The following is a 25,882-nucleotide window of genomic DNA, read 5'->3' as shown; positions in this document are numbered from 1 at the left end:
TTACGAAAAGTTCTTTCATCTTTATAAAAAAGCTAGGTTTTCTGCTTTATTAGATGTAAACTGTCAAGTAATAGAACCATCATCGATATCTATGTATTCACTTAGGTGTTAAATGATGTTAAATCAGGGGGAGGATGTTTTTCAATGGTAACACTCTATACTTCACCAAGTTGTACTTCTTGTCGGAAAGCACGCGCGTGGCTTGAAGAACATGAAATCCCGTTCGTAGAACGTAATATTTTTTCAGAACCATTATCGCTCGATGAAATCAAACAGATTCTTCGAATGACGGAAGATGGAACGGACGAGATTATCTCAACGCGTTCAAAAGTCTTCTCGAAACTCGATGTTTCCGTTGAAAACTTATCGTTGCAGCACCTATACGATTTAATTCAAGAATATCCTGGATTATTGCGTCGTCCGATTTTGATTGACGAAAAACGTCTTCAAGTAGGATATAACGAGGATGAAATCCGTCGATTCTTACCACGCAAGGTGCGTACATTCCAACTTTTGGAAGCACAGCGTCTTGTAAACGAGTAATTTTAAAAAGCACGCTGCTTCGTGAGCAGTGTGCTTTTTGTTACCGATAAAAAAGGTTAAAATAAAGATAACAAAGGAATAGAAATATATCCTTCGGATTCGAAAGTATGAATCCAAGTCATGTCCTCGTTCGTATTCTAGATAAGGAACGAGAAGAAAGGAGTGGACAGATTGAAAATCGAACGCGTCAATGACAATACGGTCAAGTTCTTCATCACTTATACTGACATCGAACGCCGTGGTTTTGCCCGAGATGAGATTTGGTATAATCGGGAACGGGGAGAACAGTTATTCTGGCAGATGATGGACGAAGCGAATGAAAAAGAGTCCATCTCCTTCGAAGGTCCACTATGGATACAAGTGCAAGCTTTTGAAAAAGGTCTTGAAGTCACTGTAACGATCGCAAAAAATGCAGTCGATGGTGAGCAAGTCGATGAAGACGAACTCGATTCACTTTTACGATCAGCGATGTCTGAGACAGAAGATAAAGATACAGAATTAAGCCAGGATGTCTTATTCGAAACTCATGATTTCGAGCATATCATTGCGCTTAGTCAATATGCGAATGCTCCTGTCTTCGCAGAACTTGAAACAGCGCTTTACCAAAAGGATGGACTCTATCTACTACATGTTCATTTCGAAGATGATGTGAATGTAGAAGCACAAGAAAATGTCATGAGTTTAATTGCCGAATATCTTCATTTCAGCGAACAAACGATTCATCCTGTCGCTGAATATGGAAAACAAATCATTGCTTCAGACGTCTTTGCCTTTATTCGGAAATACTTTCCGAATTAAAGGAACTAAAAGTGCGAGTAAAAGGAGGATCACGAATCGTGATACCTCCTTTTATTCTGACATTAAGTGAGGGTATAACCACCGTCTACGATAAGGGCTTGCCCATTGATGTAACTCGCTTTATTCGAGAGTAAGAAACAAACGACTTCTGCGATTTCAGAAGGTTGTGCAGGTTCGCCACGAAGATGATGCTTCATCGCAAGATCAAACTTATCTTTCCCGCCATATAATGCGTGGCTCAATGATGTGTCGACCGGTCCCGGACAAATGGCATTAAAACGATACTTGCCATGGAAGCGGGCAGCGTATGTCTTTGTCAGTGTCAATAAAGCGCTCTTAGACGATGCATAGGGTAAGAGCATGGCGGGAAACTTGACGTGACCGACGATCGCGCTATTATTGACGATAGAGGCACCTTTTGAGAAACGTTTCGTCGCGAGCTGGATGATTCGTTCAGGGGCATGATAATTCACTTGGAACACTTCTTTTTGTTGATCGGAGATTCTCTCGGGTGCGACGGGTTTTCCAAATGTCCCTGCATTATTAAAAATCCCGTCGATTTCTGGAAAATCTTCGAGTGTTTCTTCAAAGAACCTGTCGATGGCAGAGGAATCAGTCAAGTCGACAGGGAAGAAATATAAACGTCCTTCTCCGCTAGATTCAAGAGAAGCTCCTTTGTCTTGATTACGACCAATGGCAAGAACGGTATGACCTTCTCGAATCAGTTGGAGGGCAGTGGCTTCTCCGATTCCACTTGTTGCACCAGTAATGATATACGTACCCATTTAAACGCTTCCTTTCTGTCATGAGTTCTTAACTACAATTTTTACAACATACATAAAAGGAGGGGGATTCATGCTACGACGTGTACAACTTCTCATGACCCTCATCTTGACCATCGGTTTAATCGCCTTTTTATCCTACTATTGGAGCGTCTATATGGTAGGCTGGCTGTCCATCGTCATCATTTTGGTCGTCATGAGCGTGTTCGTCATCATTTTGCTTGAAAATCGTAACCCAGAACGAACACTCGTCTGGGCACTTGTCATGATGGCACTACCTGTTGTCGGCGTGTTTGTTTATTTTACGTTTGGTCAGAACTACCGCCGGAAACGAATGTTTCGATTGAAAGCAATGCTTGATGAAGAGTCTTATATTAAATACCGTACCCAGTTTAAAACAGCAGTACACCAATCAGTGTTCCAAGAAGGACATTATGGAAAAGTTGTCACACTTATCGATTCGATCAGTCGACTTCCAATTTCGTATAATACACATACAAGAATTTTGACGAATGGTCAGGAGAAATTTCCGATTCTTTTAGAAGAGATTCGTCAAGCACAACATCATATCCATTTGGAATACTATATCGTACGGGATGACGAGCTCGCATTGCAGTTACAGGAAGTATTGATTGAAAAGGCACAACAAGGAATTGAAGTCCGTTTTCTTTATGATGCCGTCGGGTGTTTTTCGACAGATAAGCATTATTTCAAGAAGATGCAGGATGCAGGTGTTGAAGTTCGGGCATTTTTCCCTGTCGTATTACCGTTCATTTCGAGTAAGTCTAACTACCGAAATCATCGGAAGATCGTTGTCATTGATGGAACAGTTGCTTTTACGGGTGGAATTAACGTTGGGGACGAGTATATCGGTCGCGATCAGCATTTTGGATTTTGGCGTGATACGCATCTTCTTGTACGCGGAGAAGCTGTTTCTGAACTTCAATTGATTTTCCTCCAAGACTGGTACTATATGACGGGGGAACGCCTGTTTACACCGTTTTATATGGAACCACTGGAATATGTCGATGAAGCAACGGGAGGCGTTCAAATCATTGCCAGTGGACCTGATGAGCCACATGAGGCAATGAAGTCACTTTACTTCGGACTCATCACAGAAGCGCGTGAATCTGTTTACATTGCATCTCCATATTTAATACCAGATGAAGATTTGATGACAGCACTAAAGACAGCCGCTATGTCTGGAATTGATGTTCGTATTCTTCTGCCAAGCTTTCCGGATCATAAAATCGTATTTTATGCGAGTCGCTCTTACTTTGATGATTTACTCCAGGCTGGTGTGAAAATCTATGAGTATAACAAAGGATTCATGCATTCGAAAGTCATCGTCGTGGATGACGCCATCGCAACGATTGGAACAGCGAATATGGATTTACGGAGTTTTCATTTGAATTTCGAGGTAAATGCTTTTTTATACGGAACAAATTCGGTACATCAATTAACACGTGATTTTTATGAGGATTTTAGCCAGTCTACACAAGTTGATGCTGATTTGTTTCATCGTCGTCCATTACGCCGCCGTTTAGTTGAATCAATTTCACGCTTATTCTCACCGCTACTCTAGCAAAAGGGGACGATGCTGATGTTTGAAGCCATTGATGGGTCAGGTAAACGCATTCTGATTCATAGGTTTTCTGTCCATGAATTAAAAGCGATGTCCTTACGTTGTCCGTATTGTCTGAAGCCATTGCGCGTCAGGCAGGGACGACGACCACATTTTGCACATATCTCAGCATGTTCAGGAGAAAGTAGCTTACATGTATCTTGGAAACGACGAATTGCAGATTCGTTGATGAATGCAGGCGTTCGCGTCGAGACCGAATGGACGATTGGACAGCGACGCTTCGACCTGTGGATTCCGGAAAAAGAGATTGGGATTGAAATTCAGCGTTCTCCGATGTCGGCAGATGAATGGATTAGACGAGCAAGACTTGATGCGAAACAAGGACAAACGGTTCGTTGGATTGGGTTTCATCCGTCACATGGTGTCACATTTCGTTTACAAGGATGGATGCGTCAAGCCTTCTTAGAAAATGAGTATTTGGACTTGATTGTTGACAATCAAATCCGACGGTTTCGACATCCGCTCCCTTTTGCGAAACATTATGTCTATTGTACCGTTCAATCCCTTTCATTATCCGACTTCCTTTCGACGGAACTTCCGTCATTTCCTCGGAAATTTTCAATGGCTCGATGGCAAGGAATCGTCTTGCGCTATCGACAGCGACCTTTTTATCCTTCGTTACCTCCACGAATGCTTAAACTTCCATTATATGAGGCAGGGTTTCATCTTCTGAATCTGCCGTCATCGGTCTTTCTTCCGATCAGTCACTTATTATCGTATCCCGTTCATCCTTTTGAGTTTCAAATGGCAGTCTTTTTGCGGTTAAAAGGGGTTTATTCCTCTACTGCTTTAGAACAAGCCGTCTTTCATTTACTTCATCGATTGGATATCCCGTTTGAACGACCGATGATCGATTTACTTATCACGGAATGGTTAGAGCGGATCGAGGAGGCGAATCGGCTGTTTTAGCAGGAGCACTTCGATTGTTTGTCGAAAAGAAAACAGGTATAACTGAATTAAAGGAGTGAGGGAAATGGCAGAAGTATTAACACGTCAAGATGTTGACGTTTCAGAAACTTGGAATCTAGAATCGATTTATGCATCAAACGAAGCGTGGGAAGAAGAATTTGAATCGGTGAAAGCGATGCTTCCATTACTCGTCGAGTATAAGGGTCGTCTTGGACAGAGTGCGGACACACTCTATGAAGGGTTACAGTTACGAGACGAAGTCTCAAGACGTCTTTATAAGCTCTATACATACGCGCACATGCGTTACGACGAAAATACAGCGGATAGCTTCTATCAAGCCATGAACGACCGTGCTCGGACGCTTGCGTCACAAATCGGAGCCACACTTGCTTTCATGACACCGGAATTGTTAGCTGTACCTGAAACAACGATAGAAGCGTATCTTAATGAGAATGCAGACCTTGCGATGTACCGTCATGCATTTGATGAGTTGAACCAAGAACGCGAGCATGTGTTGACGGAAGCGGAAGAAGCGATTCTAGCGAAGGCGGGAGAAGTTCTCGGTCAATCCGGTACGACATTCGGTATGCTGAATAATGCAGATTTGACATTCCCGAAAATTAAGGGGGAAGACGGGGAAGAGACAGAATTGACACATGGTCGTTTCATCACATTCCTTGAATCATCTGATCGTTCGGTGCGTGAAGCCGCATTTAAAGCGATGTACGGAACGTATGCGAAATACACGAATACGCTCGCCTCAACTCTTGCTGGGTCAGTTAAGAAAGACAACTTCTATGCAGATGTTCGGAAGTTTCCTTCTGCACGCGCGGCAGCCTTACATGGTAATGCAATCCCTGAATCCGTTTATGATGGGTTGGTTGAAGCGGTGCATGAGCACTTACCATTGCTTCATCGCTATGTTGCCTTACGTAAACGGGTCCTCGGTCTTGATGAGTTACACATGTACGATATGTATACCCCCCTCGTTTCTGAGGTCGAGATGAAGGTCTCTTATGAAGAAGCGAAACAATTGATGGTCGAAGGGCTCGCGCCGCTTGGAGCAGAATATAAACATATTCTCGAAGAAGGGTTGTCTGAGCGCTGGGTTGATGTCCGGGAAACACGTGGTAAACGGAGTGGGGCATACTCTTCTGGTGCTTACGATACACAACCATTCATTTTGATGAACTGGCAAGATAACATCAATAATCTCTTTACGCTCGCACATGAATTCGGACATTCGGTTCATAGCTACTACACGCGGAAATCACAACCATACCCATACGGTGACTATTCGATTTTCGTCGCAGAAGTCGCTTCAACAACGAATGAAGCGCTGTTGAATGATTATCTATTGAAAAAAGTGACGGATCGTAAAGAAAAACTCTATCTGTTGAACAATCAACTTGAAACATTCCGTGGAACATTGTTCCGACAAACGATGTTCGCTGAGTTCGAACATGCGATTCATGATGCAGCGCGTCTTGGACAATCGTTGACACCAGAATTCTTGACGTCAACGTATTATGCCTTGAATCAAAAATACTTCGGAGAAGAGATTGTATTAGATGAAGAGATTGGTTTGGAGTGGGCTCGGATTCCACACTTCTATTACAATTACTATGTCTATCAGTATGCAACAGGCATTTCGGCGGCGGCTGCTTTGACGGATCAAATCCTAGAAGAAGGACAACCGGCTGTAGAACGTTACATCAATAATTTCTTAAAAGCGGGATCAAGCGATTATCCAATCGAAGTACTAAAAGCTGCTGGTGTTGATATGACAACAAAAGCACCAGTTGAAGCAGCACTTCGTCAATTTGAACGTGTCCTAGATGAATTCGAAGCGTTATTAGCAGAGTGACATCTTTGTGACAAAGTGAACAAAGTGTGGAAAAGAAAAAAGACTCACGGTATACTTATATTGTGAAGAGGGTCACATTCCCCAGTCGATTCTCTTTTTCCCCCATCCAATGGTCAAAAGAAGAAGTCCTTCTCGTCATGAAGGACTTCTTCTTTTTCTATGAGTGAATACCAAAAAAGGATAGTGAAGCTTGCTCCACTGTCCTTTTTGTATTAAGCATGTGCTGAATCTTTTAAATGACGCCATACTTTTCCATCACAGTACGATAGAGAAGCACATTTCTGTTGTAAGACCAGTTTTTTTAGTTCGTGTTCAACCTGGGATTCAGGAGCGTCATAAATAAAGGCAATTTCAGCCGTAGTTGCTGTTTCATACCGTCTCAAGAATTGTTCAAGTGGTGGCTTCGATTGTTTTTCAATCGTATGATCTAGCAGTTCACTTAAGATCGAAACATAGACCAAATACTCATAAGGTCCTTCTGCCTTAATGGCTTCCTCATCTCCAACGAAAGCGAGTGTCGGAAGAATTCGGACATCCCATTCCGTGACCAGTTCAGTCTCTTTCTCGAGCATTTGCTGAATCGTGTCCGACGAGACATCACGGTGGAATTCATCTAAATCCAGACCATACTCTGTCAATGCTTCGGCTAACCGCATCAATGATGGACGGCTGTAAGCACTCTCACCTTCGACATTATGAAGCATCCGAAGGCGTCGCATGAACCGCATACCAAACGTTTTTCCTTGAAGCTCGATTGCTTTTAGGATGACGAGTGGTGACATATCGCACGCGGAACGTGAAGGAGCACAAGGAATCGTAGCAATCGTGCGGAGACGAAAAAGATGACCATATTCTAGCTCTAATTTCTTGAGAACGGGTATCAACCGTAAACCGTCCGTTTGTGTCACATCTAAAAAATGATAGATTTCCAGAGGTTTCGTCGGTTGTTGAATCGATGGTTCGTCCAATGAACAATAAGATCCGTTACATTGTGCGTGTTCCATCCGTTCACCCCTTCCTGTTGTTATCGTTACCCTATTTTAGCAACGAAAAAAAAGAAAGAGCAAAGGTTTTGCTTGTTCATTCTTACACGAAAAATCAAGAAAGCGCTTTACGTTCCATGAAGCGAACGATTTTATTTTTTGTTTTGCGCTGTGGAATGTCGTGTTCTGAAAGAATTCGCTCGAAATCCTTTTGCCCTTGTTCGAAGTTGCTGACCTCAAACTCTAACTCATAATCGGTATGTCCGAGATAGCGACTTTTATCAAGGACGAGTAAGCCTTCTGGAAGCACCGTCTCGATGCGTTCGGTTTCTAAACGTCCTAAATGTTCCAACGAACCTTGCAAGTCAAAAGACGACAACTGGTGATTCATCTCTTCGGAGTGAATCAGACCGTATTTGAATAGATCTTCCGCTTCACTTGCTGATAGTGTGACATGTGTTTCAAGCAATCCATTTTCATGAGGTTGTTTTAAAGTAAGGACAAGTCCTTGTTTTTTTTCACGTATCCGTAAGGCAGCACCTTTTTTTCGAAGTTCGAAATCAGGCGTATCAAAATAATCATTTGCTTGCCAAATGGGTTGTTTAGTTGACGCATAATGGGTAAATAACGATAGATATTCTTGTTCAGACAATAAGTTCTTGAATTCGATTTCCAATTCTTGTCTAATCGGAATCACGCCTTTCTAGTTGAATGTCTGAAAATATGATAACATGAATGAGGTAGGAACAGGCACTGAACCAATACTATTCGATTAAAAGTGGTGACAAATCAGATGACAAAAGAAAATTGGGATTTATTTCTTGCGCCGTATCAAATCGCGGTCGATGAGTTGAAAGTAAAGCTAAAAGCGATTCGTAAACAATTTCAGCAACGGGGAGAGCATTCACCGATTGAATTTGTCACAGGACGGGTCAAACCTGTAAAAAGCATTCTTCAAAAAGCAGAACGAAAAGCAATTGCGCGTGAATCATTGGAACAAGATATGCAGGATATTGCCGGATTACGCATCATGTGTCAATTCGTCGATGATATCATTCATGTTCTTGAACTATTACGTTCGCGCGGTGATTTTAAAATCGTCGAGGAACGTAACTACATCACTCAAAAGAAGGATAGTGGTTATCGATCGTATCATGTCATCATTGCTTATCCAGTACAGACGATCGAAGGTGAAGTACCGACATTAGTCGAGATTCAAATTCGTACGCTTGCGATGAACTTTTGGGCGACGATCGAACACTCGTTAAATTACAAGTACCAGGGGAACATTCCGGAAGAAACACGGGAGCGCCTGCGGCGTGCGGCAGAAGCGGCATTTTTGCTTGACGCGGAGATGAGTCAATTGAAAGTAGAAATTCAAGACGCGCAACTCGTCTTTCAACGCGACGCTAAGGCGTCGGAACGATTAAAAGAGTAGGGGGATGACCATGCGTTTTGCAATCACGGCTCGTGATGATGAGCGTTCTCATGCGCTAAAACAACAACTCGAGCAGGCGTTGACGGAGCGGGGATGTGTGCTTGATGTCAGTCAACCGGAAATCGTCGTTTCAATCGGGGGAGACGGGACAATGTTACAAGCGTTCCATTCGTATCTCGATCAAGTAGAGACGATTACCCTTGTAGGGATTCATACAGGGCACCTTGGTTTTTATGCGGATTGGCGTCCTGAAGAGATGGATGAGTTGATTGATCATATCGCGAAGCAGGATTTAGCGACGGTCGAATACCCGCTGCTTGAACTATCAATTGACTATGCGGATGGCTCACATAATCAACTGCTTGCTTTGAACGAGTGTACGATCAAAAGTTTCAATCAAACACTCGTTTGCGATTTATCGATTCGAGGCGACTATTTTGAGACGTTTCGAGGTGACGGGTTATGTATATCGACACCCTCTGGTTCGACGGCATATAACAAGGCGCTCGGCGGTGCGATTGTCCACCCGGCACTCGAAGCGATCCAAATTACAGAAATGGCTTCGATCAATAATCGTGTTTACCGGACGATCGGCTCACCGATGTTGTTACCGAAACATCATGATGTCGAAATTCGTCCCGTCAATCCGATTGATTTTCAGATGACCTATGACCACTATGCTTCGATTGTCCATCAAAATGTGACATCGATCCGGTGTCGAGTATCAGATAAAAAAGTGAAATTTGCTCGTTTTCGTTCTTTCCCGTTTTGGCAACGGGTGCGGGAATCTTTCCTGGCAGACGAAAGACGTTGACGCAGTATGTAAAGGAAATGGAAACATGAATGGATTTCAGCTACAACAGACGGTTACTGATATCGAGGATGGCTGGCGCGTCAGTCATTTTTGTACGACCCGTCTAGGTATCTCACGAAAAATGTTAGTATCAATCAAAAATCATGGAGATATCACGCGGAACGGTCATCATGTCAACGTCCACGACGTCTTGTGCGCGGGTGACCGTGTCCACGTCTTCTTCCCGGAAGAAACACCAGCACCGGACATGGTAGCGACAGAAGGGGAACTCGATATTTTGTTTGAAGATGATTGGTTACTCGTCGTCAATAAACCACCGGGGATGGCATCGATTCCGTCACGATTGCATCCGGAACACTCATTGTCGAATTATGTTCTTGGTTATTATCGAAAACAAGGGATTCCGTATGCGATCCATATCGTCAATCGACTCGATCGAGACACGAGTGGTCTCGTTTTATTCGCGAAACACGGACTCGCCCATCACCGAATGAGTCTCATGCAACGATCAAACGAATTAGAGCGGCATTATTTAGCCTATGCACCCGGACATGTACCGGTACAAACGATTGATCAGCCGATTGGTCAAACCGATCATTCCTTCATGGAACGAATGGTACGACCGGATGGTCAACGGGCCATTACGCATATTTTAAATAGTCGACGGGTCCAAGCTTTGGATCGAGAGTTTTCCTTACTGGATATTCGACTAGAGACGGGACGGACGCATCAAATTCGTGTCCATCTTGCCTTTTTAGGACATCCTTTGATTGGTGATACGATGTATCAGGGTGAACCATTGCTCCCGCGTCAAGCACTCCATAGCGCGTCAGCGACGTTCCTTCACCCTGCGACAGGAGAACGTGTCCGATTTGAAGCGCCGCTTCCCGAGGATCTTCGATTGGAATAATGAACATACGATAAAAGGCAGTGGACTTAATCCACTGCCTTTTATCGTATGCGATTAATCTTCATCAAACATGGAAATCCGAGACTGAGAAGCGATTGCCATAATTAATCCTAGACCGACGAGGTTTACGATCATCGTTGATCCACCATAACTGATGAATGGTAATGGAAGACCTGTGATCGGTAAGACACCGATCGTCATCCCGATGTTCTGGAAGATTTGGAACGTGAACATGGCGACATATCCTGTCACGATATAGGTACCAAATGGATCCGCCGTCTCAAGAGCAATTTGAATCAAGCGATAGACGAACAGGAATAAGACGATCAATACGATGGCAGCCCCGATGAAACCATAGTGTGAGGCAATCGTCGTAAAGATGAAGTCCGTATGCAGTTCCGGAACGAATACCTGCAGTTTTCCGTATCCAACCCCGAACATTTGACCAGAACCTGTTGCATTGATTGCTTGGACGAGCTGATACGAGAGATCATCCGCATATTCAAAAGGTTGCAACCAAGCCATGATCCGGTTCATCGCGTGACCTGGGAAAAACGTTGCGAGTAAGTCGTTGTGGAAATAAAACAGGTAAAAGAAGATGATGACAGAACCTGCGAACAGGGCAAACATCGTCAAGAGCCATTTCCAGTTCAGTCCAGATAACAACATGGCACATGCAAGAATGACACATAAGATCAAACCGATTCCTAAATCGGGTTGGATGATAATGAGACCAAGTGGCAAAGCCGTGACAGCAACCATTTTAACGAGCAATAAGAAGTCGCGTTCGTGTTGAACATAACGGGCATTGTGTTCGGTGATGACGGCAGCGAGCGAAACAATCAAAAAGAATTTCATGAACTCAGCCGGTTGAACTGTCCCAATGACCGGGAATTGATACCACCCATACGCTCCTTTGATTTCAGTAACGATTGGTGTACCACGGAAAATAACAAGACCAATCAATGACAGGATACCAGCTCCGTATAAAAACCAGTGGAATCGCTTCAGCTGTTCATAGTCGATGAAAATGACGACGGATAACGCTATGAAACCGATGACATACCACTGAATTTGTTTGGCGGAGAAGTTGATGGCACTGATAGCACCTTTAAGCGAAGGTTGGGCCGTATAGATGGCGATGACGCTGATGACCATCAGACAGGCGAGTAAAAACAACAACGTATGATCATAACGTTGTGTAAATGATTTGAATCGATTCATTTCATCCCTACTTTCTATCACTTTCTATATTACCGTAATTTATCAAATCCGCAATATCAAGAGCGATGGTTGACAGAAGCGTTACGTTTTTGTAACCTGAAGATAGGTTTTATTACCAGGTACTAATTCAAGGGGGACTTTATCATGAATATTTATCCTTCACTCGAAGGCAAGACGTACGTCGTCATGGGCGTCATCAACCAACGTTCGATTGCATGGGGCATCGCACGTGCACTCGACGCTGCTGGAGCAAGCCTCGCATTTACATATGTCGGGGAACGTTTCAAAGCACCACTTGAAAAATTAGGACAGGAATTATCACGTCCGGCTTCTTATTATACGTGTGATGTCACGAGTGATGAAGAAATCGAACAGGTCTTCCAGACGATCCATGCAGATCACGGTAAGATTTCAGGAATTGCTCACTCGATCGCATTCGCGGATAAAGAAGCACTTCGTGGTGAATTTTCTGGTGTGACACGTGAACAGTTCGCGCAAGCACTTGATATCTCTGCCTACAGTTTGACGGCAGTCGTCAAGGCAGCGAAAGATTTCTTCACAGAAGACGCATCTGTCATCACATTGACTTACCTTGGTGGTGAGAAGATGGTTCCGAACTACAACGTCATGGGTGTTGCGAAAGCAGCATTAGATGCTAGCGTTCGTTATCTCGCTGCTGAATACGGACAGCAAGGTGTTCGTGTCAATGCGATCTCTGCTGGTCCGATCCGGACAGTTTCAGCAAAAGGTGTTGGCGATTTCAACTCAATCCTTGATAGCATCGAAGAACGCGCGCCACTTCACCGTAACGTTACGACGGAACAAATCGGTCAGAGTGGATTATTCTTACTTTCGCAAATGTCGAGTGGTGTAACAGGAGAAATCCTTCACGTCGATAGTGGATTCCACATTCTGTAATAGGTGATTTAGTGAACCGGGCTTCCCTTAGGAGGGGAGCTTGGTTTTTTTTGTGCTTAATCGGGGAAGTGTCAATTATGAACAACGTTAGAATTAGAAGGGGAGAGGAAGTGCAGAGGATGAACGCAATCGATTTTACGGTCGTACAATATGTGAATCGTCAAGTACGAGTCGACCCACAACTGAAAACTGAACCGGTCGCAAGGGTTCAACCGATACGCCCAGTCGATCCTTATCGAGAACATGAAACGCAAGATTTTTTAGAAGAACAGGCGAATGCATATGGAGTGTTACCAGAACTAAAACTTCCCGGTCGAAGCTTCGACCGGGAAGTTTAATCATTCATTGACCTGTAAAGCGGAATGTCTCGTAGACACTCCAAGCTCCATTTTCCAGTTCATACAATAAAGCCATTTTCGTGACATCTTCTTGGAAACGGATATCTTCCATCTTGAGACGTTCTAGTACATCGAACAATTCGACATCCGACAGTTCTTGACCAATCGTGATATGTGGCAAGAAATCGTATTTCGGATTATGTGCGAGTGGTCCTGTATGCAAGGCACGATGTAATTGTTCTAACTCATCCGATGGCATTACTTTAAGGAACAAGACATTGTTCGTCGGATGGAACGACCGGGCTCCTTGGATGTGCAGATTGACCGGTTTCGTTTCGGACGCGATTCGATTTAACTCTGTCACGATGTGATTTAATTCTGTCTCATCGACTCCCATCCGCTCCCGTAACGTGATGTGCGGTGTGATCAGTGAATACTTCGAGTCATATCTCTTTCGGTATGAATTGGCAAAATCTTGAACGCGTTTCGATGGAAACAATACAACCCCGATGTTCATCGAAAATCCCCTACTTTCCCCTGAAATGATAACGCTTTACAAAATAATCATGACGGATTCTGGCGTCGATGTCAAAGAAGTTTGAGAGGAGCTTTAGAATCCGTGTATACTAATGAAGTACTTTGTTGGAGAGGTGGATACAGTCATGAAGAAAACACATTCAAAAGAGGTCAAACAAGCAGCAATTGACAAGTTACATGAACGCGGGGTGACGATTCATGCGATTGCTGAGATCGTTTACCAAATGCAAGCACCATACACAGTGGATCTGACAGTAGAAACATGTGTCAGTTCGGTTGAACGAGTTCTTGAAAAGCGTGAATTACAACATGCGATCCTTGTCGGGGCAGAATTAGATATTCTTGCTGAAAAAGGATTATTATCAGAACCACTCTTGTCCATCATCCAAAGCGATGAAGGATTATTTGGCGTAGATGAAACGATCGCGATTGGTGCTGTCAATACGTACGGTTCTATCGCTGTTACGACATTCGGATATTTGGATAAGGCGAAGGTTGGGATCATCAAAGAACTGGATACGAAGCTCGGAGACGGAAAAGTCAATACGTTCATGGACGATATCGTTGCAGCCATCGCAGCAAATGCATCAGGGCGTTTGGCACATCGTTTGCGGGATAAGGAAGATTATTCAGCAGAAGAATTAGAAGAACGTAAGGGGACATACTAATGCGGGGGGCAAGAGCGGCGTGGGTGGGTGCATCCATCGCTGTCGTCTTGTTCGTGATCATCGCCGTCTCGATTCGAATGACGGGCTATTTTTTATTTGACGCTCAATTATCGTCGTACATGTCTCAACATGTTCCAGGGGACTATGTCTCTTGGTTCACTCAACTAGGCTCTGGTCCTGGGGCGATGACAATGACGGTGTTACTTGGAGTAGTGAGTTATGTCTTGTGGCGAGATCGTATCGCAAGTATTTGGTATGTATTGATGGCGATCTCTGTAGGAGCATTGAATCAAGTCGTCAAATTTGCCTTCGTACGAGAACGTCCTTCATTGAATGAGTTAGTTGGTGGTGTTGGCTATAGTTTTCCAAGTGGTCATTCCGCGATGGCATTCGCTGTATATGTAGGATTTCTTGTCGTCGCTTTCCGGCATTTAAAAACGACTGGCAAAGTAATCGTATCGGTGTTGACGATTGGGTTATTTCTTGCCATGGGAGCTTCCCGCATCATTTTAAACGTTCATTATTTTTCAGACGTCATCGGTGGTTATTGTTTTGCAGCGATTCTTTTATGTAGCTCCTATGCATTCATCGTCTCCCGCAGAAAAAAAGGAGTGTCTTAATGCTAGTATTAGATGTAGATCATAGTTTATTATTTGATGAAGAAACGATGCGTTCTATTGATAAACCGACCTTGCTTGTTGAGCGAGTCGCCGGACGACCGCGATTCATGACGATGCGAGCGCATCTTAGATTAAAACGATTGGTCTCAATCAACGGTGTCATTCCGGTGACGAAACGAACGATGGAAGAATATCAGCAGTTGGAACTTTTCCAAATCGATGCGCCGCCTAAATGGGCAATCATTGCTAGTGGAGAGATATTGCTGAAAGAAGGAAAAGTAGATCGTCGATATGAAAACTGGCTTCGTCAATTTAAAAAGGAAAGCTCACTTGATTCTATCCTTGAGTATCTTATTGAGATGGAACAAGTGTCGTTTGATGTATATCCTTCCGACACATTATCGAATCAAATCGCACTTCCGCACGAACCGATTCATCGTACGTTGGACGAAGCGATGTTGCTAGAAGAATTATTTCGTAAATACGAAACAAAATAAAGAACCGGACGGTCTTTTTTAAGACCGTCCGGTTCTTTATTTTTTAATGTTAGGTATCAAGTTGTAGGTAGAGAAATGTCGTCGAACCAGAACACGCCGACCGTCTCAGCACCAGCATGTGCCAAGATGGAAGGACCGAATTGCGTGATACGAACGTTGATTTCAGGATGTTCCGTTACAATCAAACGTTTTAATTCTTCAGCAGCAGTATGAGCGAGCGTATGACCGATATATAGTGTTCGATCGTAGACTCCTTGTGCTGTCACTTTAGAAGTGATCTCGGTTACCATTTCCTTAAATGCTTTTTTGATCGAGCGTACCTTCTTGAAAGGAACAAGCTGTCCTTCTTCATTAAATTGAACGATCGGCTTGATGTTGAGCATATTCGCTAATAAAAATTGACTTCCTGAAACTCGACCACTACGTCGCATCGTCTCCATATTTCCAATAATCAGATAAAAATGCGATTTGTGTTTAAACGTTTCAAGTGTCGACATGACTTCCTTTGGATCGTTACCAGCAGCTACTAGTCGCTGTGCGATCCGGACAAGTTCTTGTTGATTGGCAGCACCCGTGTATGAATCAATCGCATACAGCGGGAAACCGACAGCCTCAGCTGCAGCGACCGAACTGGAGTAGGTACCACTTAAGCCACTCGTGATGTGAATCGCATATCCGTAATCATAACCGTCTTCGAGTAACTGTTCGTATAGAGTTACGAAGTCACCAAAAGACGGTTGCGAAGTCGTAGGTGAGATTTTCGAATCGTCCTGCATTTTTTGATTCAATTGTTCAATCGAGATATCGACATACTCCCGGTAAGACTCCCCGTTCAAGATGAGTAATGTCGGTATCACATGGACTCCGATTTTTTCAGCCTCTCCTGGCTCGAAAAAAGCCATGCTGTCGGTAATCCAAGCAATCTTATCCATGTATATGACGCCTCCATTAATATAACCATTTTGTTCATCATACCATAGCTATGAAAACGGAATCACTAGCTAGCGCGTTTTTGTATGACGGAAGGGGTGGAAACGTGTCCAAACCATGAACTGAGACCAAAGGCGATAAGTGTCGGAAACAACCATTCTAAACTTTGATCCACTAAAGGAAGTGATTGATAGAAGGTTTTGAGATTTCCCGGGAAAAGAGAAAGTTGGTTTAACGCACTACAAAGTGAGAAGAAAATCGTTACTCCAAGAGTGAACTGATAAACGACCGACTTACGACGGAACAGATGACGCATGAATGTTAATGCGATTAAGACGATGACGATTGGATAAAGGAACATCAACACGGGAACAGCGATTGATAACAATGTCTGTAATCCGACAATAGATACCGTGAGACCAAGAACAGTCGTGAAGATACTTGCTGTTTTTAATGTGACACGTGTTGAAAGAGTCATCATATATTCTGCAAATGCAGTGACGAGACCAACTGAAGTCGTCAAGCAGGCAAGTAGGATCGCAAGACCAAGTACAGCTAAACCAATTGAACCGAATGCTGTATTCGCATAATGCTGAAGAAGGGTCGGACCATCGACTTTTCCGATTGCGGCAAATGTATTACGTCCGATCATTCCGAGTCCGATATAGACGAGAGTCAAAGCAACCGCAGCAATCGTTCCAGCACGAGTGACGACTTTAAATTGTGCTGTTCGTTCATGAACGCCTCGGCTTTTTAATGTATGAAGTACCACGACACCGAAGACTAAGGCGCCGAGTGCATCAAGCGTTAAGTATCCTTGAAGAAAACCTTGGATGAATGCTTGACCTGTCGTCTCATAGGCTTTGCTTGGTGAAGCGACACTTGAAAGTGGTGAGACGATGCTACTGATGCTTAACGCAGCAAGTGCAATCAGCAATAAAGGTGTGATGAAACGTCCGATGATTTCAAGTAATTTACCAGGACGCAATACGAGGTAAAGCGTAGCAATGAAAAAGAGACTTGATGAGAGAACTAATGTCATTTGTGAAGGCGCACCGAGAAATGGTACAACACCGAGCTCATACGTGACAACCGATGTCCGAGGGATTCCGAAGAAAGGTCCAATGGCAACGTAGAGAGCAAACGTCAAGGCAGCACCTACAAAACGAGGGAGAGGAGCAGCAAGCGTTTTGATACCGCCTCCGATAGATGCGACAGCAAGTAAGCCGAGCAACGGAAGACCCACACCTGTCACGATAAAGCCGAGGATGGCTGGGAGGAATTGTTTACCTGCAAGGGCGCCGAGTTCTGGTGGGAAGATTAGGTTACCCGCACCGAAAAATAATGCGAAGATCATAAATCCTAAAGCGAACGTATCTTTTGTCTTAAACATGTGTTGTCCTCCATTCCTTCTAATTTCAATAAAAAAAGCCTCATCCACGATGTGCGTGGATAGGCGTCGTGTGATCAGACGCCTTGTCGAAATGACGAAAAGGGCCTGGTCTTCATCTTCTCAATCGAGAAATGAATCTTCAGTCCCTGGTCCTAATCACAATCAGTCGTACTGGGATAAGCGATGTATATGTCATGTTTAAAACCTCCTGTTTGAATTTTTCTAAGGATAACATGAAGAATCTAAGAAAACAATATTTTCTGAAAATTTATCACCGAGACTTTTAAACAGAAAAAAACCCTTAACTCATGAATGGAAGTCTTGAGTTAAGGATTTTCATACAAATGTCAGCTTGTCGCAATCGAGCGTATTTTTTTATGGCGTTTCAATTTATGGAGGAGCCAAGCGTGAACGACCTCACAGGATTGACGTGGTAACGTCAGTTCAACAAGCGATTCCTGCTGTTGCCCTTTAATGACGAAAAGTCCATTTTCTTCATCGACAGGGGCGATGGTCATTGAACTCGCTTCATTCAGCGACAGTTTCACTTCACCGAGTGTCGCATCCTTTAATTTGAGGATGTTCCCGTTCGTCGCAAATTTCGTGAATGAGCCAATTCCGTTCACTTTTAACTGATCCATATTGAATTCCTCCTTCTGCTGATTCCAGTACCATCCCTACAAAAAAACAGGTCTAACTTCTATCTTAAAAAGGTTATCCTCATTATAGCGAAGTCCTCACAAGATGCTAGTCTTATTTTGTGTGAAAATTCGAAAAATTTTTTAACGATATTGTCACATTGTCCATAATAACCGTAAAGAAGGAATCATCATTTAAAATTCAAATAGAACAAAAGCATCCTTTTCTAAAAGAAAAAGATGCTAAAGGTCAATCTAACTCAAAACTCCATTTCTTTTTTCGACACACAAGCGTTCCACGTCTAAGAATCGATTCTTTCTCGGCTTCAAAATCTTCATGTAATACGCTCATGTCTTCATAACGGCCAGCCACGTAGACAGGAATCGTAATATTTCTTGAAAAAACAGATCGCTTTGCGCTTTCGAAATCAATCAGGACCCCTTCTCCGAGAAAATGACGGATATGGATCATGATTTCAGCTGTTAAAGCAATAGAGGCAACGGATCGTGCGTGCTGTCGGAATTTTCGTTGCACAAGATCAGCAATCAATTGTTCGACGCGTGCCCAGTCTTTTAAGTAAACGGAAGCATGAAGTCCGTCATGCTCGCTAAAATAGACCAATTCATTTTCAATCGAATCAAGGAAGGGAAGTGGCATTCCACGTTTCATATGCATTAAAAATAACAACTCTGCGATCTCGACATCCGTTAATACGTCGAGTGAATGGGAGGAACGAATATCGATAGCGATCAATGGATGACGCTGCACATCCGTGGATTGTGAAAACTGTTCGATTTCATGCGCTTCGATATAATGTAGCATTGTCCGAAACGATTGTTTCGTCTGCTTGAAATCACTTCCTGAAATAAGCAAAGGACGCTTCAAATCGACGGCTGCGGCGAAATCAGAGAAATGCACCCCTGACATCGTCAAGCGTTGATTTTCCTCGTCCTCATATAAGTAAAGTAACGCACTTGACATACCACTTCGCTTCCTTTCCGTGACTAACTCCTTCATAATTCAATAGTAGCAAAACTTCGAATTGCCTGAAAGGATATTTACTCCTGAAAACGGGCATACTACATAGAGAAGCATAAAGAGAGGTGATGGAGCATGTGGGGCTTGCGAAAGCCATTCCCGGAATTGCGAACCGAGCGCTTCGTATTACGTGAGCTCGAAAACCGTGACGCACGTGAATTGTTTAAAATCCTATCAGATGATGAAGTCATGTACTATTACGGATCAGATCCGCTTGTGACAGTCTATGAAGCAAAAAATGTCATCAGTTACTTCAAGGAACAGTTTACACAAGGTAAAGCGATTCGCTGGGCAATTGCTGATGCAGAAACGAATCAATTGATCGGTACGATTGGTTTTCATAACTGGCTCTCCCAATACCATCGAGCTGAAATTGGCTTTGAAGTCAGTCAAGAGTATTGGCAACGCGGAGTGGCTTCCGAAGCGGCTCGAGCTGTTCTGACTTACGGATTTGATGAATTCGCTCTCCATCGCATCAGTGCTCTCGTAGCACCTGAGAATCTTGCTTCCAATGCATTGGTGCAAAAATTAGGGTTTCAAGCAGAAGGATTATTAGAAGATTATGCATATAGTCATGGTCGTTTCATGAACTTGACGATGTACCGTATGCTCGCATCTGAGTGGAAGGGATGAGGTAGTCAATGGAAAAACAAACACTTGTACTCCTACATGGATTTACAGGAGGGACAGATTATTTTAATCGGGTAGAGGCAAATTTACGACATTCTTTTGAAGTTTTACCGTTGAGTTTACCAGGACATGAAGGACTGGATGTCGGACCTGATACGATTGAGGGATTCGCAGAATGGGTCATGGATGATCTAGAGCGACGTGGTGTTCAAAAGCCAATCATCGTTGGTCACTCTTTTGGCGGGTACATCACGGCTGCAATCGTGGAAAGGTATGCCGAACAAATCAGTGGATATGGTCTCGTTTACTCAACGGCGAAAGCAGATGATGAACAAGCGAAACAAAAACGAAATCAAAATATCACGCGCGTCGAAGAAGTTGGTGTAAGAGAATTTGTCAATGGTCTTGTTCCGTCCTTATTTGCGGAAGGAGCCGATGAATTCGCTGTTGCTGAAGCACTTGAAATTGGGTATATGATGACCGTCGAAGGAGCCATCCGTGCACTCTCTGCGATGCGAGATCGTCGGGATATGACGAAAGCTTTAACGAAAGCAAACGTAAAAGGTGTCATCATTCATGGTACGAAGGATCCATTGATCTCAGAGGAAAGTGCGTTTGCACCAACAAATGATCATCTCATACATCGGTCAACAGACAGTGGACACATGGGGATGCTTGAGACACCGGATGCTTTCGTTGCAATTATCGAAGAAGCATTCAAGTAAGTTTTTGCCCTACGGTCATGTCTGTAGGGCATTTGCTTTGCATTTCAGATTAGATATCTGAAATGATAGAAGTGGAGGGGATACACATGAAAATCGTAGCGATTGAACCAACACCAAGTCCAAATAACATGAAAGTCATCGTTGATGAGGTCTTTTCGGAAAAGGGGCAGACATTCGAGCATGCCTTTGGCGCACCGGAACACATTCAGCGATTACTTGAAATACCTGGCGTTAAGTTTGTTTATCAGGTCAGTGACTTTTTATCGATCGAGCGTTATCCGAAATATGATTGGCGTTCGCTTGTCATCGATATACGACGTGCGTTCGGTGAAACGTTAAATGACGTTGAACAGCACGAGACAGATGCTGAGTATGAGCCAGTCCATTTATTTGTACAGTTCATTTTAGGCGTACCAATGCAAATCAAAGGTGTGAAAGGATTAGAAGAAAAACGAGAAGGGTTGCCAGAACGATTCCGAGAAGCAGCGCTATTCGTCCAACCATTCGTTCAGAATGTCATTAGCGATCGACGCTGGGTGGAACAAGCACCTCGATACGGTGACCTTGACGAAAGTTTGCGTGAAGTAGCGAATGAGATTGAGATCGCATATCCAGTCGAACGTATCGAACGTCTCAAGTCGCTCGCAGCAGGGGAAGATATTGCCTTTAGTGGTCAAGCTATTCGTTCGTCTGATTGGAAAGAACGATTTGCGGCGCTTGATGAACTGCCTGTTGAAATGGAATGGGTTCCGGCGTATGCACGATTATTACAGGATGAAAAAATGCAAATTCGTCGTCAAGCAATCGTAAAGCTTGGGATGTTCGAAGAACATCGGGAAGAATTATTAGAGTATCTGACAAGTGCACTCCATGATCCATCAGGTATCGTACGACGAACAGCAGGTGATACGATTTCGGATTGGGCGATGCCAGAGGCTGAACCAATGATGATGGAGGCTTTGACGGATAAAAATAAACTAGTACGTTGGCGGGCTGCTCGATTCCTGTTCGATGTTGGAACAGAACAGTCGATTCCAAGACTGCGTGAAGCGAGTCGAGACCGAGAATACGAAGTCGCTTTACAGGCGGAACTCGCCTTGACTCGAATCGAAAGTGGGGAAGAAGCACTAGGGACGGTCTGGCAACAAATGAATCGAATGATAGATGAAAGTTCATGAGAACTCAAAATAATATTGTGTGAAAGAATCATTCGACAAAATGAGCCATCGATTGTCTAGGTATATTTTCCCTGTTATCTAAAAATGATGGTAAAATAATCAAAATTATGTTGTCATCTTTTTGAAATCGAAATGAAATGTGTTGGAAACGCTCGTAAAAACGCTTGCATGCAACAACTATATAGATTATTCCAAAATATCCCTATTTGAACTGGAATATTGTTTTGAAATGAAATGTCGAATGACTATTCTCTTCTTTTTTCATCTCTTTGATACAGTAAACCTACAATAACGAATTCGAAGCATGTAGGTCATCTTTTGGCTTGGCATATGAATGAGAAAAGGGGAGAATCGGGGATATGTTACTTTTCGCTGAAACTGATTTAGCAGTAGGATACAAGGAACGGACAACAACAGGGGTATATGTCACGATCGAAACAATTGACAGTCGTACGATTACATTGGTTGCACCAGCAAACGCGGCAGAAGATATTTGTGACGAACTGTTTGCGACAGGTTTAGAGCAATTGTTTTCATTCAAGATGAATCCATCTACTTTACCTGTAGCATAAGAGATGAAATGTGCGAGAGAGGAAATCCTCTCTCGCTTTTTTTTGTGATAAAATTGATTAGATAAAAGGAGGGATGAAATGAAACGTCTCGTTTTCATTCTGTTGCTGCTTACTGTTTGTTTAGCAGGTTGCCAAGAAAAGAAACAACAGGCAACAAAAACCATGAACGAACCGATTCAGATTGCAGTCAAAACGACAAAGCAAGACAGTATGATGCAATTAGACATTTCCTTAACGAATCCAAATGATCACAGTGTAAACGTGACATATCCTTCCTCGCAACGATTTCAGGCTCAATTGATTGATGCGAAACAACACGTAACGTATGATTTTGAGAAAGAGCAAGTATTCACGCAAGCGATTGAGAAGGATACGTTCACAAAACGCGAAACGAAACAGTACACGGTTGAATTACCGATCTCCTCTTTAGGTGATAGCAAGGAAGTTCGCGTATCGACAATCCGCCAGTTCAAAGGAGCAAATGCAAAACAAACGACGGATCACCAAATGATTGATTCAAAATGACGATCAAAACGATGTGAAGGAGTGAATTTATTCATGCAACAAGAAATCATCCAAGTAACAGGCGTTAAACCTATCATTGATCCAGCCCAAGAAGTAAACGAGCGGGTAGCCTTCTTGAAGGCGTATCTCAAGCATACAGGGGCGAAGGGATTCGTATTAGGCATCTCCGGGGGACAAGATTCAACGCTCGCAGGTCGTCTATGCCAACTAGCAGTTGAAGAGTTGCGAAAAGAAGAGGGACAAGATGTCTCATTTTATGCGGTCCGCTTGCCTTACGGTGAACAACAAGATGAAGCAGACGCACAGGCAGCCTTGACTTTTATTCAACCGGATCATTCGCTTCGTGTGAATATCAAACCAGCGGTCGAAGCATCGATGCGGGCATTCGAAGAGGCGACAGGTGCAGAACTTTCAGACTTTAGCAAAGGAAATACGAAAGCGCGAGAACGAATGAAGAGTCAATATGATTTAGCCGCTCATTATGGCTGTTTAGTCGTTGGAACGGATCATGCAGCCGAATTCGTGACGGGATTCTACACGAAACATGGGGATGGTGCATGTGATTTAACACCATTAACGGGACTGAATAAACGGCAAGGGAAACAACTCTTACGTTACTTGAACGCCCCAGAAGTCTTGATTGAAAAAGTTCCGACAGCAGACCTTGAAGAAAATCGTCCGGCACTACCAGACGAAGTGGCACTCGGAATGACATACGAAGAAATTGATGATTATTTGGAAGGTAAGTCGATTTCAGAAGCAAGTCAAGAAAAGTTAGAGACGCAGTATAAACGTGTTGGACATAAGCATCATATGCCCGTCTCACCACTTGATGAATGGTGGAAAGCATAATCAAAAATAAGGAGATATGATTTCATGATTGAAATCATGTCTTTTTTCATGTTCTTCGATTCTTCTCCGGTCGTTATGGGAAAAGAAGAGAAACGATGGTTGAGGAGGCGAGAGTATGACGATTGGGATCATAGGTGGAGGGTTATCCGGATTGACAGCAGCGGCGTTATTTGCAAAACAAGGAACACCGGTCACGCTCTGGGATGCTGGATTACTCGGAGGACGTGCCACCTCTCAAACCGTAAAGGGCTTTACATTTAATTACGGTGCCCATGCGATTTATGGACGCGATCAATCAATTCTTCGCAAATTAACGAAACAACTCGGTATCGAAGTGACGTGGCTTGATTTTTCAGCGAGTCGTGCGAAATATGAGTTTTCAGGTCATTTGACGGCTGTTCCTGCGAATGCCTGGGGACTACTGAAAACAGAAGTCATCGAAGGAACGAACAAAGTACGTTTTACATGGGAGATTATTAAAACGATTTTACGAGTCGAACGAGGGAATCCGCAACAATCCATCGGGCAATGGTTAAAAACAGAACGCGTCGATGAACAAGTGGCACAGTTGATGCTTGATTTGGCATCAACGAATTTTTTTACGGCAGAACCAGAAAAAATTCCATCAGATGTCTATTTCGAGTATTATCAAAAGCTTTTTCGGACGCGAAAGCCTGTCTCATACATCGAAGGGGGTTGGCAAGGGTTAGTACAGGAATTGGAACGGATCATCCTAGAGAACCGCGGAGAGATCTTGAAAAAAACAAAAATAACAGCAGTCGAATTGACTACGACAGGATTCTTGGTACGTGATCGAAAAAAACAAGAATGGAATGTGGAACGGATCATCTTTGCCGTACCACCACGTGAAATCTTAAAAATGGCGACTCCAACGACGATCCAAAAATTCGTGACACCGCATGCGAGTCATGAACCCGTCGAAGTTTTCGTGTATGATCTCGGACTTCAGCCTTATATCCAAACACCGTATTCATACATCTACGACCGTTCGCATCGAGCGTTCATCACGGATTTATCGCATTATGATGCAAGCCTCGCACCAAAGGATGGTCAAGTCCTTCAAGCAATCGCTTATCTTGAACACGATCGACTTGAGGATCCTGATTATATCGGACATGTTCGAAAGGGAATCGAACAGATGCTTGACGTTCATTTCACAGACTGGAGAGAACGTATCGTTGCAGAACGAACGATTAAACGAGCAGTCGTACAAGAAATCAAATGGAAAATGGGGCAAGGTCCTCTTGCGACTCAAATTCCGGGACATGCAGGTGTCGCTTTCGTCGGAGACTGGTGTGAAGGGACGGGACAACTCTCAGAGCTTGCGTTCTCAAGCGCCGTAAGTGTTTTCAATCGATGGACGTGATGTAAAATGACGAAAGAAGGAGAAGCCGAATTGACTTCTCCTTCTTTGTATTGACCAAAGATTCATATCTTACGCTTCATTGTTCGAACGTGCTGGATAGAACGCCAGAATTAATAGTAATGTAAAGGCAATGAGACTCATCATCGGAATCGTCAAGAAACCGAAATAGTTGACCCATTTGATGAGACAGCCACTCGAACATAACGCTTCGCCATCGGGTAAACGCTCAAGGATGACATGGTACAAGGCGACACCAAAGCCGGCAAGCACATATAGGCGTACAAAGAGTGGATCGATCGTTTTTGACCGGAACAAGGATATGAGCAAATAAAAGGCTGTCGTATACATGAATAGTCGTTGCCACCAACAGAGAGGGCAGGGAATGAATCCACGAATTTCACTAAAATAGAGACTGCCAAGCGTTGCAATCGTTGAGATGATGAACATAAAATGATAGCGTGTCATATGTATCGTCCTTTCTAACGTGTTAAACTAATGCCATCTTATATCATGAGGAGTCGA

Annotated in this window: 30 protein-coding genes; 20 read left to right on the top strand and 10 right to left on the bottom strand. The window is 43.5% G+C overall.

Annotated features, from left to right (window positions below; genetic code table 11):
• Positions 1-144: 144 nt before the first annotated feature.
• Together spxA and mecA are read left to right on the top strand one after the other, a co-directional pair.
• Positions 145-543, top strand: coding sequence for a transcriptional regulator SpxA (gene spxA / locus ACN9MT_RS10860; RefSeq protein ID WP_012370920.1), 399 nt, complete (start codon positions 145-147; stop codon positions 541-543).
• A 171-nt stretch (positions 544-714) separates the two neighbouring features.
• Positions 715-1,341 carry an adaptor protein MecA gene (gene mecA, locus ACN9MT_RS10855; protein WP_035406608.1) on the top strand — a complete coding sequence of 209 codons (627 nt, stop codon included), beginning with the start codon at positions 715-717 and terminating at the stop codon, positions 1,339-1,341.
• Between the two features lie 62 nt (positions 1,342-1,403).
• On the opposite strand, the gene ACN9MT_RS10850 is transcribed toward mecA, so the two are convergent.
• A complete protein-coding gene (locus ACN9MT_RS10850; protein WP_290751705.1) occupies positions 1,404-2,126 on the bottom strand; it encodes an SDR family NAD(P)-dependent oxidoreductase in 723 nt (240 codons plus the stop codon).
• A gap of 70 nt (positions 2,127-2,196) precedes the next feature.
• Here ACN9MT_RS10850 and cls point away from each other — a divergent pair, with 70 nt between their 5' ends.
• The 3 genes from cls to pepF all read left to right on the top strand — a co-directional run bounded on the left by cls (position 2,197) and on the right by pepF (position 6,544).
• Positions 2,197-3,708, top strand: a complete 1,512-nt coding sequence (gene cls / locus ACN9MT_RS10845; RefSeq protein ID WP_035406614.1) for a cardiolipin synthase — start codon at positions 2,197-2,199, stop codon at positions 3,706-3,708.
• Positions 3,709-3,726: 18 nt separating this feature from the next.
• Positions 3,727-4,677, top strand: a complete 951-nt coding sequence (locus tag ACN9MT_RS10840) for a competence protein CoiA family protein (RefSeq protein WP_290751698.1) — start codon at positions 3,727-3,729, stop codon at positions 4,675-4,677.
• A gap of 64 nt (positions 4,678-4,741) precedes the next feature.
• Positions 4,742-6,544: an oligoendopeptidase F gene (gene pepF / locus ACN9MT_RS10835; RefSeq protein WP_035406619.1), complete on the top strand. Its 1,803-nt coding sequence runs from the start codon at positions 4,742-4,744 to the stop codon at positions 6,542-6,544.
• 212 nt (positions 6,545-6,756) lie between these two features.
• Here the strand turns inward: pepF and ACN9MT_RS10830 are convergent, their stop codons facing one another.
• Together ACN9MT_RS10830 and ACN9MT_RS10825 are read right to left on the bottom strand one after the other, a co-directional pair.
• Positions 6,757-7,548, bottom strand: coding sequence for a DsbA family protein (locus ACN9MT_RS10830; protein ID WP_035406622.1), 792 nt, complete (start codon positions 7,546-7,548; stop codon positions 6,757-6,759).
• Between the two features lie 94 nt (positions 7,549-7,642).
• Complete coding sequence (locus tag ACN9MT_RS10825; RefSeq protein WP_231496835.1) at positions 7,643-8,224, bottom strand: CYTH domain-containing protein; 582 nt, start codon at positions 8,222-8,224, stop codon at positions 7,643-7,645.
• 96 nt (positions 8,225-8,320) lie between these two features.
• Here ACN9MT_RS10825 and ACN9MT_RS10820 point away from each other — a divergent pair, with 96 nt between their 5' ends.
• From ACN9MT_RS10820 to ACN9MT_RS10810, 3 genes are read left to right on the top strand one after another with little or no spacing between them, the layout of a single operon-like run.
• Complete coding sequence (locus ACN9MT_RS10820) at positions 8,321-8,965, top strand: GTP pyrophosphokinase (protein ID WP_035396676.1); 645 nt, start codon at positions 8,321-8,323, stop codon at positions 8,963-8,965.
• Positions 8,966-8,975: 10 nt separating this feature from the next.
• Positions 8,976-9,779, top strand: a complete 804-nt coding sequence (locus tag ACN9MT_RS10815; RefSeq protein WP_035406625.1) for an NAD kinase — start codon at positions 8,976-8,978, stop codon at positions 9,777-9,779.
• A 25-nt stretch (positions 9,780-9,804) separates the two neighbouring features.
• Positions 9,805-10,689: an RluA family pseudouridine synthase gene (locus tag ACN9MT_RS10810; RefSeq protein ID WP_035406628.1), complete on the top strand. Its 885-nt coding sequence runs from the start codon at positions 9,805-9,807 to the stop codon at positions 10,687-10,689.
• Positions 10,690-10,743: 54 nt separating this feature from the next.
• Here the strand turns inward: ACN9MT_RS10810 and ACN9MT_RS10805 are convergent, their stop codons facing one another.
• Complete coding sequence (locus ACN9MT_RS10805; RefSeq protein WP_035406631.1) at positions 10,744-11,913, bottom strand: FtsW/RodA/SpoVE family cell cycle protein; 1,170 nt, start codon at positions 11,911-11,913, stop codon at positions 10,744-10,746.
• Positions 11,914-12,057: 144 nt separating this feature from the next.
• Between ACN9MT_RS10805 and fabI the strand changes: the two genes are divergently transcribed.
• Positions 12,058-12,831 (top strand): enoyl-ACP reductase FabI, encoded by a 774-nt coding sequence (fabI, locus tag ACN9MT_RS10800; RefSeq protein WP_029342212.1) that lies wholly within the window; start codon positions 12,058-12,060, stop codon positions 12,829-12,831.
• 119 nt (positions 12,832-12,950) lie between these two features.
• Positions 12,951-13,169 carry a hypothetical protein gene (locus ACN9MT_RS10795; RefSeq protein WP_035406634.1) on the top strand — a complete coding sequence of 73 codons (219 nt, stop codon included), beginning with the start codon at positions 12,951-12,953 and terminating at the stop codon, positions 13,167-13,169.
• A gap of 4 nt (positions 13,170-13,173) precedes the next feature.
• On the opposite strand, the gene ACN9MT_RS10790 is transcribed toward ACN9MT_RS10795, so the two are convergent.
• Positions 13,174-13,686, bottom strand: coding sequence for a YjcG family protein (locus ACN9MT_RS10790; protein WP_035406637.1), 513 nt, complete (start codon positions 13,684-13,686; stop codon positions 13,174-13,176).
• Between the two features lie 145 nt (positions 13,687-13,831).
• On the opposite strand from ACN9MT_RS10790, the gene ACN9MT_RS10785 reads away from it, so the two are divergent.
• From ACN9MT_RS10785 to ACN9MT_RS10775, 3 genes are read left to right on the top strand one after another with little or no spacing between them, the layout of a single operon-like run.
• Positions 13,832-14,374, top strand: a complete 543-nt coding sequence (locus tag ACN9MT_RS10785) for a phosphatidylglycerophosphatase A family protein (RefSeq protein ID WP_035406640.1) — start codon at positions 13,832-13,834, stop codon at positions 14,372-14,374.
• On the top strand, positions 14,374-14,994 hold the full coding sequence (locus ACN9MT_RS10780; protein ID WP_052018989.1) for a phosphatase PAP2 family protein: 621 nt from the start codon (positions 14,374-14,376) through the stop codon (positions 14,992-14,994). The genes ACN9MT_RS10785 and ACN9MT_RS10780 overlap by 1 nt, the downstream gene beginning before the upstream one ends.
• Positions 14,994-15,491: a hypothetical protein gene (locus ACN9MT_RS10775; RefSeq protein ID WP_035406643.1), complete on the top strand. Its 498-nt coding sequence runs from the start codon at positions 14,994-14,996 to the stop codon at positions 15,489-15,491. Before ACN9MT_RS10780 ends, ACN9MT_RS10775 begins: the two co-directional genes overlap by 1 nt.
• A 56-nt stretch (positions 15,492-15,547) precedes the next feature.
• On the opposite strand, the gene ACN9MT_RS10770 is transcribed toward ACN9MT_RS10775, so the two are convergent.
• The 4 genes from ACN9MT_RS10770 to ACN9MT_RS10755 all read right to left on the bottom strand — a co-directional run bounded on the left by ACN9MT_RS10770 (position 15,548) and on the right by ACN9MT_RS10755 (position 19,434).
• Entirely contained in the window at positions 15,548-16,423 is an 876-nt protein-coding gene (locus ACN9MT_RS10770; protein WP_035406645.1) for a DegV family protein, read from the bottom strand.
• A 65-nt stretch (positions 16,424-16,488) separates the two neighbouring features.
• Positions 16,489-17,814 (bottom strand): branched-chain amino acid transport system II carrier protein, encoded by a 1,326-nt coding sequence (gene brnQ / locus ACN9MT_RS10765; RefSeq protein WP_035406647.1) that lies wholly within the window; start codon positions 17,812-17,814, stop codon positions 16,489-16,491.
• A gap of 347 nt (positions 17,815-18,161) precedes the next feature.
• Entirely contained in the window at positions 18,162-18,455 is a 294-nt protein-coding gene (locus ACN9MT_RS10760) for a hypothetical protein (RefSeq protein WP_035406649.1), read from the bottom strand.
• Between the two features lie 247 nt (positions 18,456-18,702).
• Positions 18,703-19,434: a hypothetical protein gene (locus ACN9MT_RS10755; protein WP_056062405.1), complete on the bottom strand. Its 732-nt coding sequence runs from the start codon at positions 19,432-19,434 to the stop codon at positions 18,703-18,705.
• Between the two features lie 132 nt (positions 19,435-19,566).
• On the opposite strand from ACN9MT_RS10755, the gene ACN9MT_RS10750 reads away from it, so the two are divergent.
• From ACN9MT_RS10750 to ACN9MT_RS10720, 7 genes are all read left to right on the top strand, one after another.
• Positions 19,567-20,124: a GNAT family N-acetyltransferase gene (locus ACN9MT_RS10750; protein ID WP_426272161.1), complete on the top strand. Its 558-nt coding sequence runs from the start codon at positions 19,567-19,569 to the stop codon at positions 20,122-20,124.
• A gap of 8 nt (positions 20,125-20,132) precedes the next feature.
• On the top strand, positions 20,133-20,846 hold the full coding sequence (locus ACN9MT_RS10745) for an alpha/beta fold hydrolase (RefSeq protein ID WP_426272160.1): 714 nt from the start codon (positions 20,133-20,135) through the stop codon (positions 20,844-20,846).
• Between the two features lie 86 nt (positions 20,847-20,932).
• Positions 20,933-22,024: a conserved virulence factor C family protein gene (locus ACN9MT_RS10740; RefSeq protein ID WP_056062400.1), complete on the top strand. Its 1,092-nt coding sequence runs from the start codon at positions 20,933-20,935 to the stop codon at positions 22,022-22,024.
• 359 nt (positions 22,025-22,383) lie between these two features.
• Positions 22,384-22,596, top strand: coding sequence for a hypothetical protein (locus ACN9MT_RS10735; RefSeq protein ID WP_035406663.1), 213 nt, complete (start codon positions 22,384-22,386; stop codon positions 22,594-22,596).
• Between the two features lie 78 nt (positions 22,597-22,674).
• Complete coding sequence (locus ACN9MT_RS10730; protein WP_035406667.1) at positions 22,675-23,121, top strand: BsuPI-related putative proteinase inhibitor; 447 nt, start codon at positions 22,675-22,677, stop codon at positions 23,119-23,121.
• A gap of 33 nt (positions 23,122-23,154) precedes the next feature.
• Positions 23,155-23,973 (top strand): ammonia-dependent NAD(+) synthetase, encoded by an 819-nt coding sequence (nadE, locus tag ACN9MT_RS10725; protein ID WP_035406669.1) that lies wholly within the window; start codon positions 23,155-23,157, stop codon positions 23,971-23,973.
• Positions 23,974-24,088: 115 nt separating this feature from the next.
• Positions 24,089-25,360 carry an FAD-dependent oxidoreductase gene (locus ACN9MT_RS10720; RefSeq protein WP_214854658.1) on the top strand — a complete coding sequence of 424 codons (1,272 nt, stop codon included), beginning with the start codon at positions 24,089-24,091 and terminating at the stop codon, positions 25,358-25,360.
• Between the two features lie 69 nt (positions 25,361-25,429).
• On the opposite strand, the gene ACN9MT_RS10715 is transcribed toward ACN9MT_RS10720, so the two are convergent.
• Complete coding sequence (locus ACN9MT_RS10715) at positions 25,430-25,825, bottom strand: disulfide bond formation protein B (protein WP_035406674.1); 396 nt, start codon at positions 25,823-25,825, stop codon at positions 25,430-25,432.
• Positions 25,826-25,882: the final 57 nt, after the last annotated feature.

This window comes from Exiguobacterium sp. R-17, assembly GCF_049913315.1.
In the GTDB taxonomy this organism is placed as follows: domain Bacteria; phylum Bacillota; class Bacilli; order Exiguobacteriales; family Exiguobacteriaceae; genus Exiguobacterium_A.
The sequence above is the reverse complement of the archived record's forward strand: the minus strand, read 5'-3'. Positions and strand labels throughout refer to the sequence as shown.

Coding starts and splice junctions, on each gene's coding strand:
- spxA (WP_012370920.1), top strand. CDS start 145: ATGGTAACACTCTATACTTCACCAAGTTGTACTTCTTGTCGGAAAGCA.
- ACN9MT_RS10850 (WP_290751705.1), bottom strand. CDS start 2,126: ATGGGTACGTATATCATTACTGGTGCAACAAGTGGAATCGGAGAAGCC.
- cls (WP_035406614.1), top strand. CDS start 2,197: ATGCTACGACGTGTACAACTTCTCATGACCCTCATCTTGACCATCGGT.
- ACN9MT_RS10840 (WP_290751698.1), top strand. CDS start 3,727: ATGTTTGAAGCCATTGATGGGTCAGGTAAACGCATTCTGATTCATAGG.
- pepF (WP_035406619.1), top strand. CDS start 4,742: ATGGCAGAAGTATTAACACGTCAAGATGTTGACGTTTCAGAAACTTGG.
- ACN9MT_RS10830 (WP_035406622.1), bottom strand. CDS start 7,548: ATGGAACACGCACAATGTAACGGATCTTATTGTTCATTGGACGAACCA.
- ACN9MT_RS10820 (WP_035396676.1), top strand. CDS start 8,321: ATGACAAAAGAAAATTGGGATTTATTTCTTGCGCCGTATCAAATCGCG.
- ACN9MT_RS10815 (WP_035406625.1), top strand. CDS start 8,976: ATGCGTTTTGCAATCACGGCTCGTGATGATGAGCGTTCTCATGCGCTA.
- ACN9MT_RS10810 (WP_035406628.1), top strand. CDS start 9,805: ATGAATGGATTTCAGCTACAACAGACGGTTACTGATATCGAGGATGGC.
- ACN9MT_RS10805 (WP_035406631.1), bottom strand. CDS start 11,913: ATGAATCGATTCAAATCATTTACACAACGTTATGATCATACGTTGTTG.
- fabI (WP_029342212.1), top strand. CDS start 12,058: ATGAATATTTATCCTTCACTCGAAGGCAAGACGTACGTCGTCATGGGC.
- ACN9MT_RS10795 (WP_035406634.1), top strand. CDS start 12,951: ATGAACGCAATCGATTTTACGGTCGTACAATATGTGAATCGTCAAGTA.
- ACN9MT_RS10790 (WP_035406637.1), bottom strand. CDS start 13,686: ATGAACATCGGGGTTGTATTGTTTCCATCGAAACGCGTTCAAGATTTT.
- ACN9MT_RS10785 (WP_035406640.1), top strand. CDS start 13,832: ATGAAGAAAACACATTCAAAAGAGGTCAAACAAGCAGCAATTGACAAG.
- ACN9MT_RS10780 (WP_052018989.1), top strand. CDS start 14,374: ATGCGGGGGGCAAGAGCGGCGTGGGTGGGTGCATCCATCGCTGTCGTC.
- ACN9MT_RS10775 (WP_035406643.1), top strand. CDS start 14,994: ATGCTAGTATTAGATGTAGATCATAGTTTATTATTTGATGAAGAAACG.
- ACN9MT_RS10770 (WP_035406645.1), bottom strand. CDS start 16,423: ATGGATAAGATTGCTTGGATTACCGACAGCATGGCTTTTTTCGAGCCA.
- brnQ (WP_035406647.1), bottom strand. CDS start 17,814: ATGTTTAAGACAAAAGATACGTTCGCTTTAGGATTTATGATCTTCGCA.
- ACN9MT_RS10760 (WP_035406649.1), bottom strand. CDS start 18,455: ATGGATCAGTTAAAAGTGAACGGAATTGGCTCATTCACGAAATTTGCG.
- ACN9MT_RS10755 (WP_056062405.1), bottom strand. CDS start 19,434: ATGTCAAGTGCGTTACTTTACTTATATGAGGACGAGGAAAATCAACGC.
- ACN9MT_RS10750 (WP_426272161.1), top strand. CDS start 19,567: ATGTGGGGCTTGCGAAAGCCATTCCCGGAATTGCGAACCGAGCGCTTC.
- ACN9MT_RS10745 (WP_426272160.1), top strand. CDS start 20,133: ATGGAAAAACAAACACTTGTACTCCTACATGGATTTACAGGAGGGACA.
- ACN9MT_RS10740 (WP_056062400.1), top strand. CDS start 20,933: ATGAAAATCGTAGCGATTGAACCAACACCAAGTCCAAATAACATGAAA.
- ACN9MT_RS10735 (WP_035406663.1), top strand. CDS start 22,384: ATGTTACTTTTCGCTGAAACTGATTTAGCAGTAGGATACAAGGAACGG.
- ACN9MT_RS10730 (WP_035406667.1), top strand. CDS start 22,675: ATGAAACGTCTCGTTTTCATTCTGTTGCTGCTTACTGTTTGTTTAGCA.
- nadE (WP_035406669.1), top strand. CDS start 23,155: ATGCAACAAGAAATCATCCAAGTAACAGGCGTTAAACCTATCATTGAT.
- ACN9MT_RS10720 (WP_214854658.1), top strand. CDS start 24,089: ATGACGATTGGGATCATAGGTGGAGGGTTATCCGGATTGACAGCAGCG.
- ACN9MT_RS10715 (WP_035406674.1), bottom strand. CDS start 25,825: ATGACACGCTATCATTTTATGTTCATCATCTCAACGATTGCAACGCTT.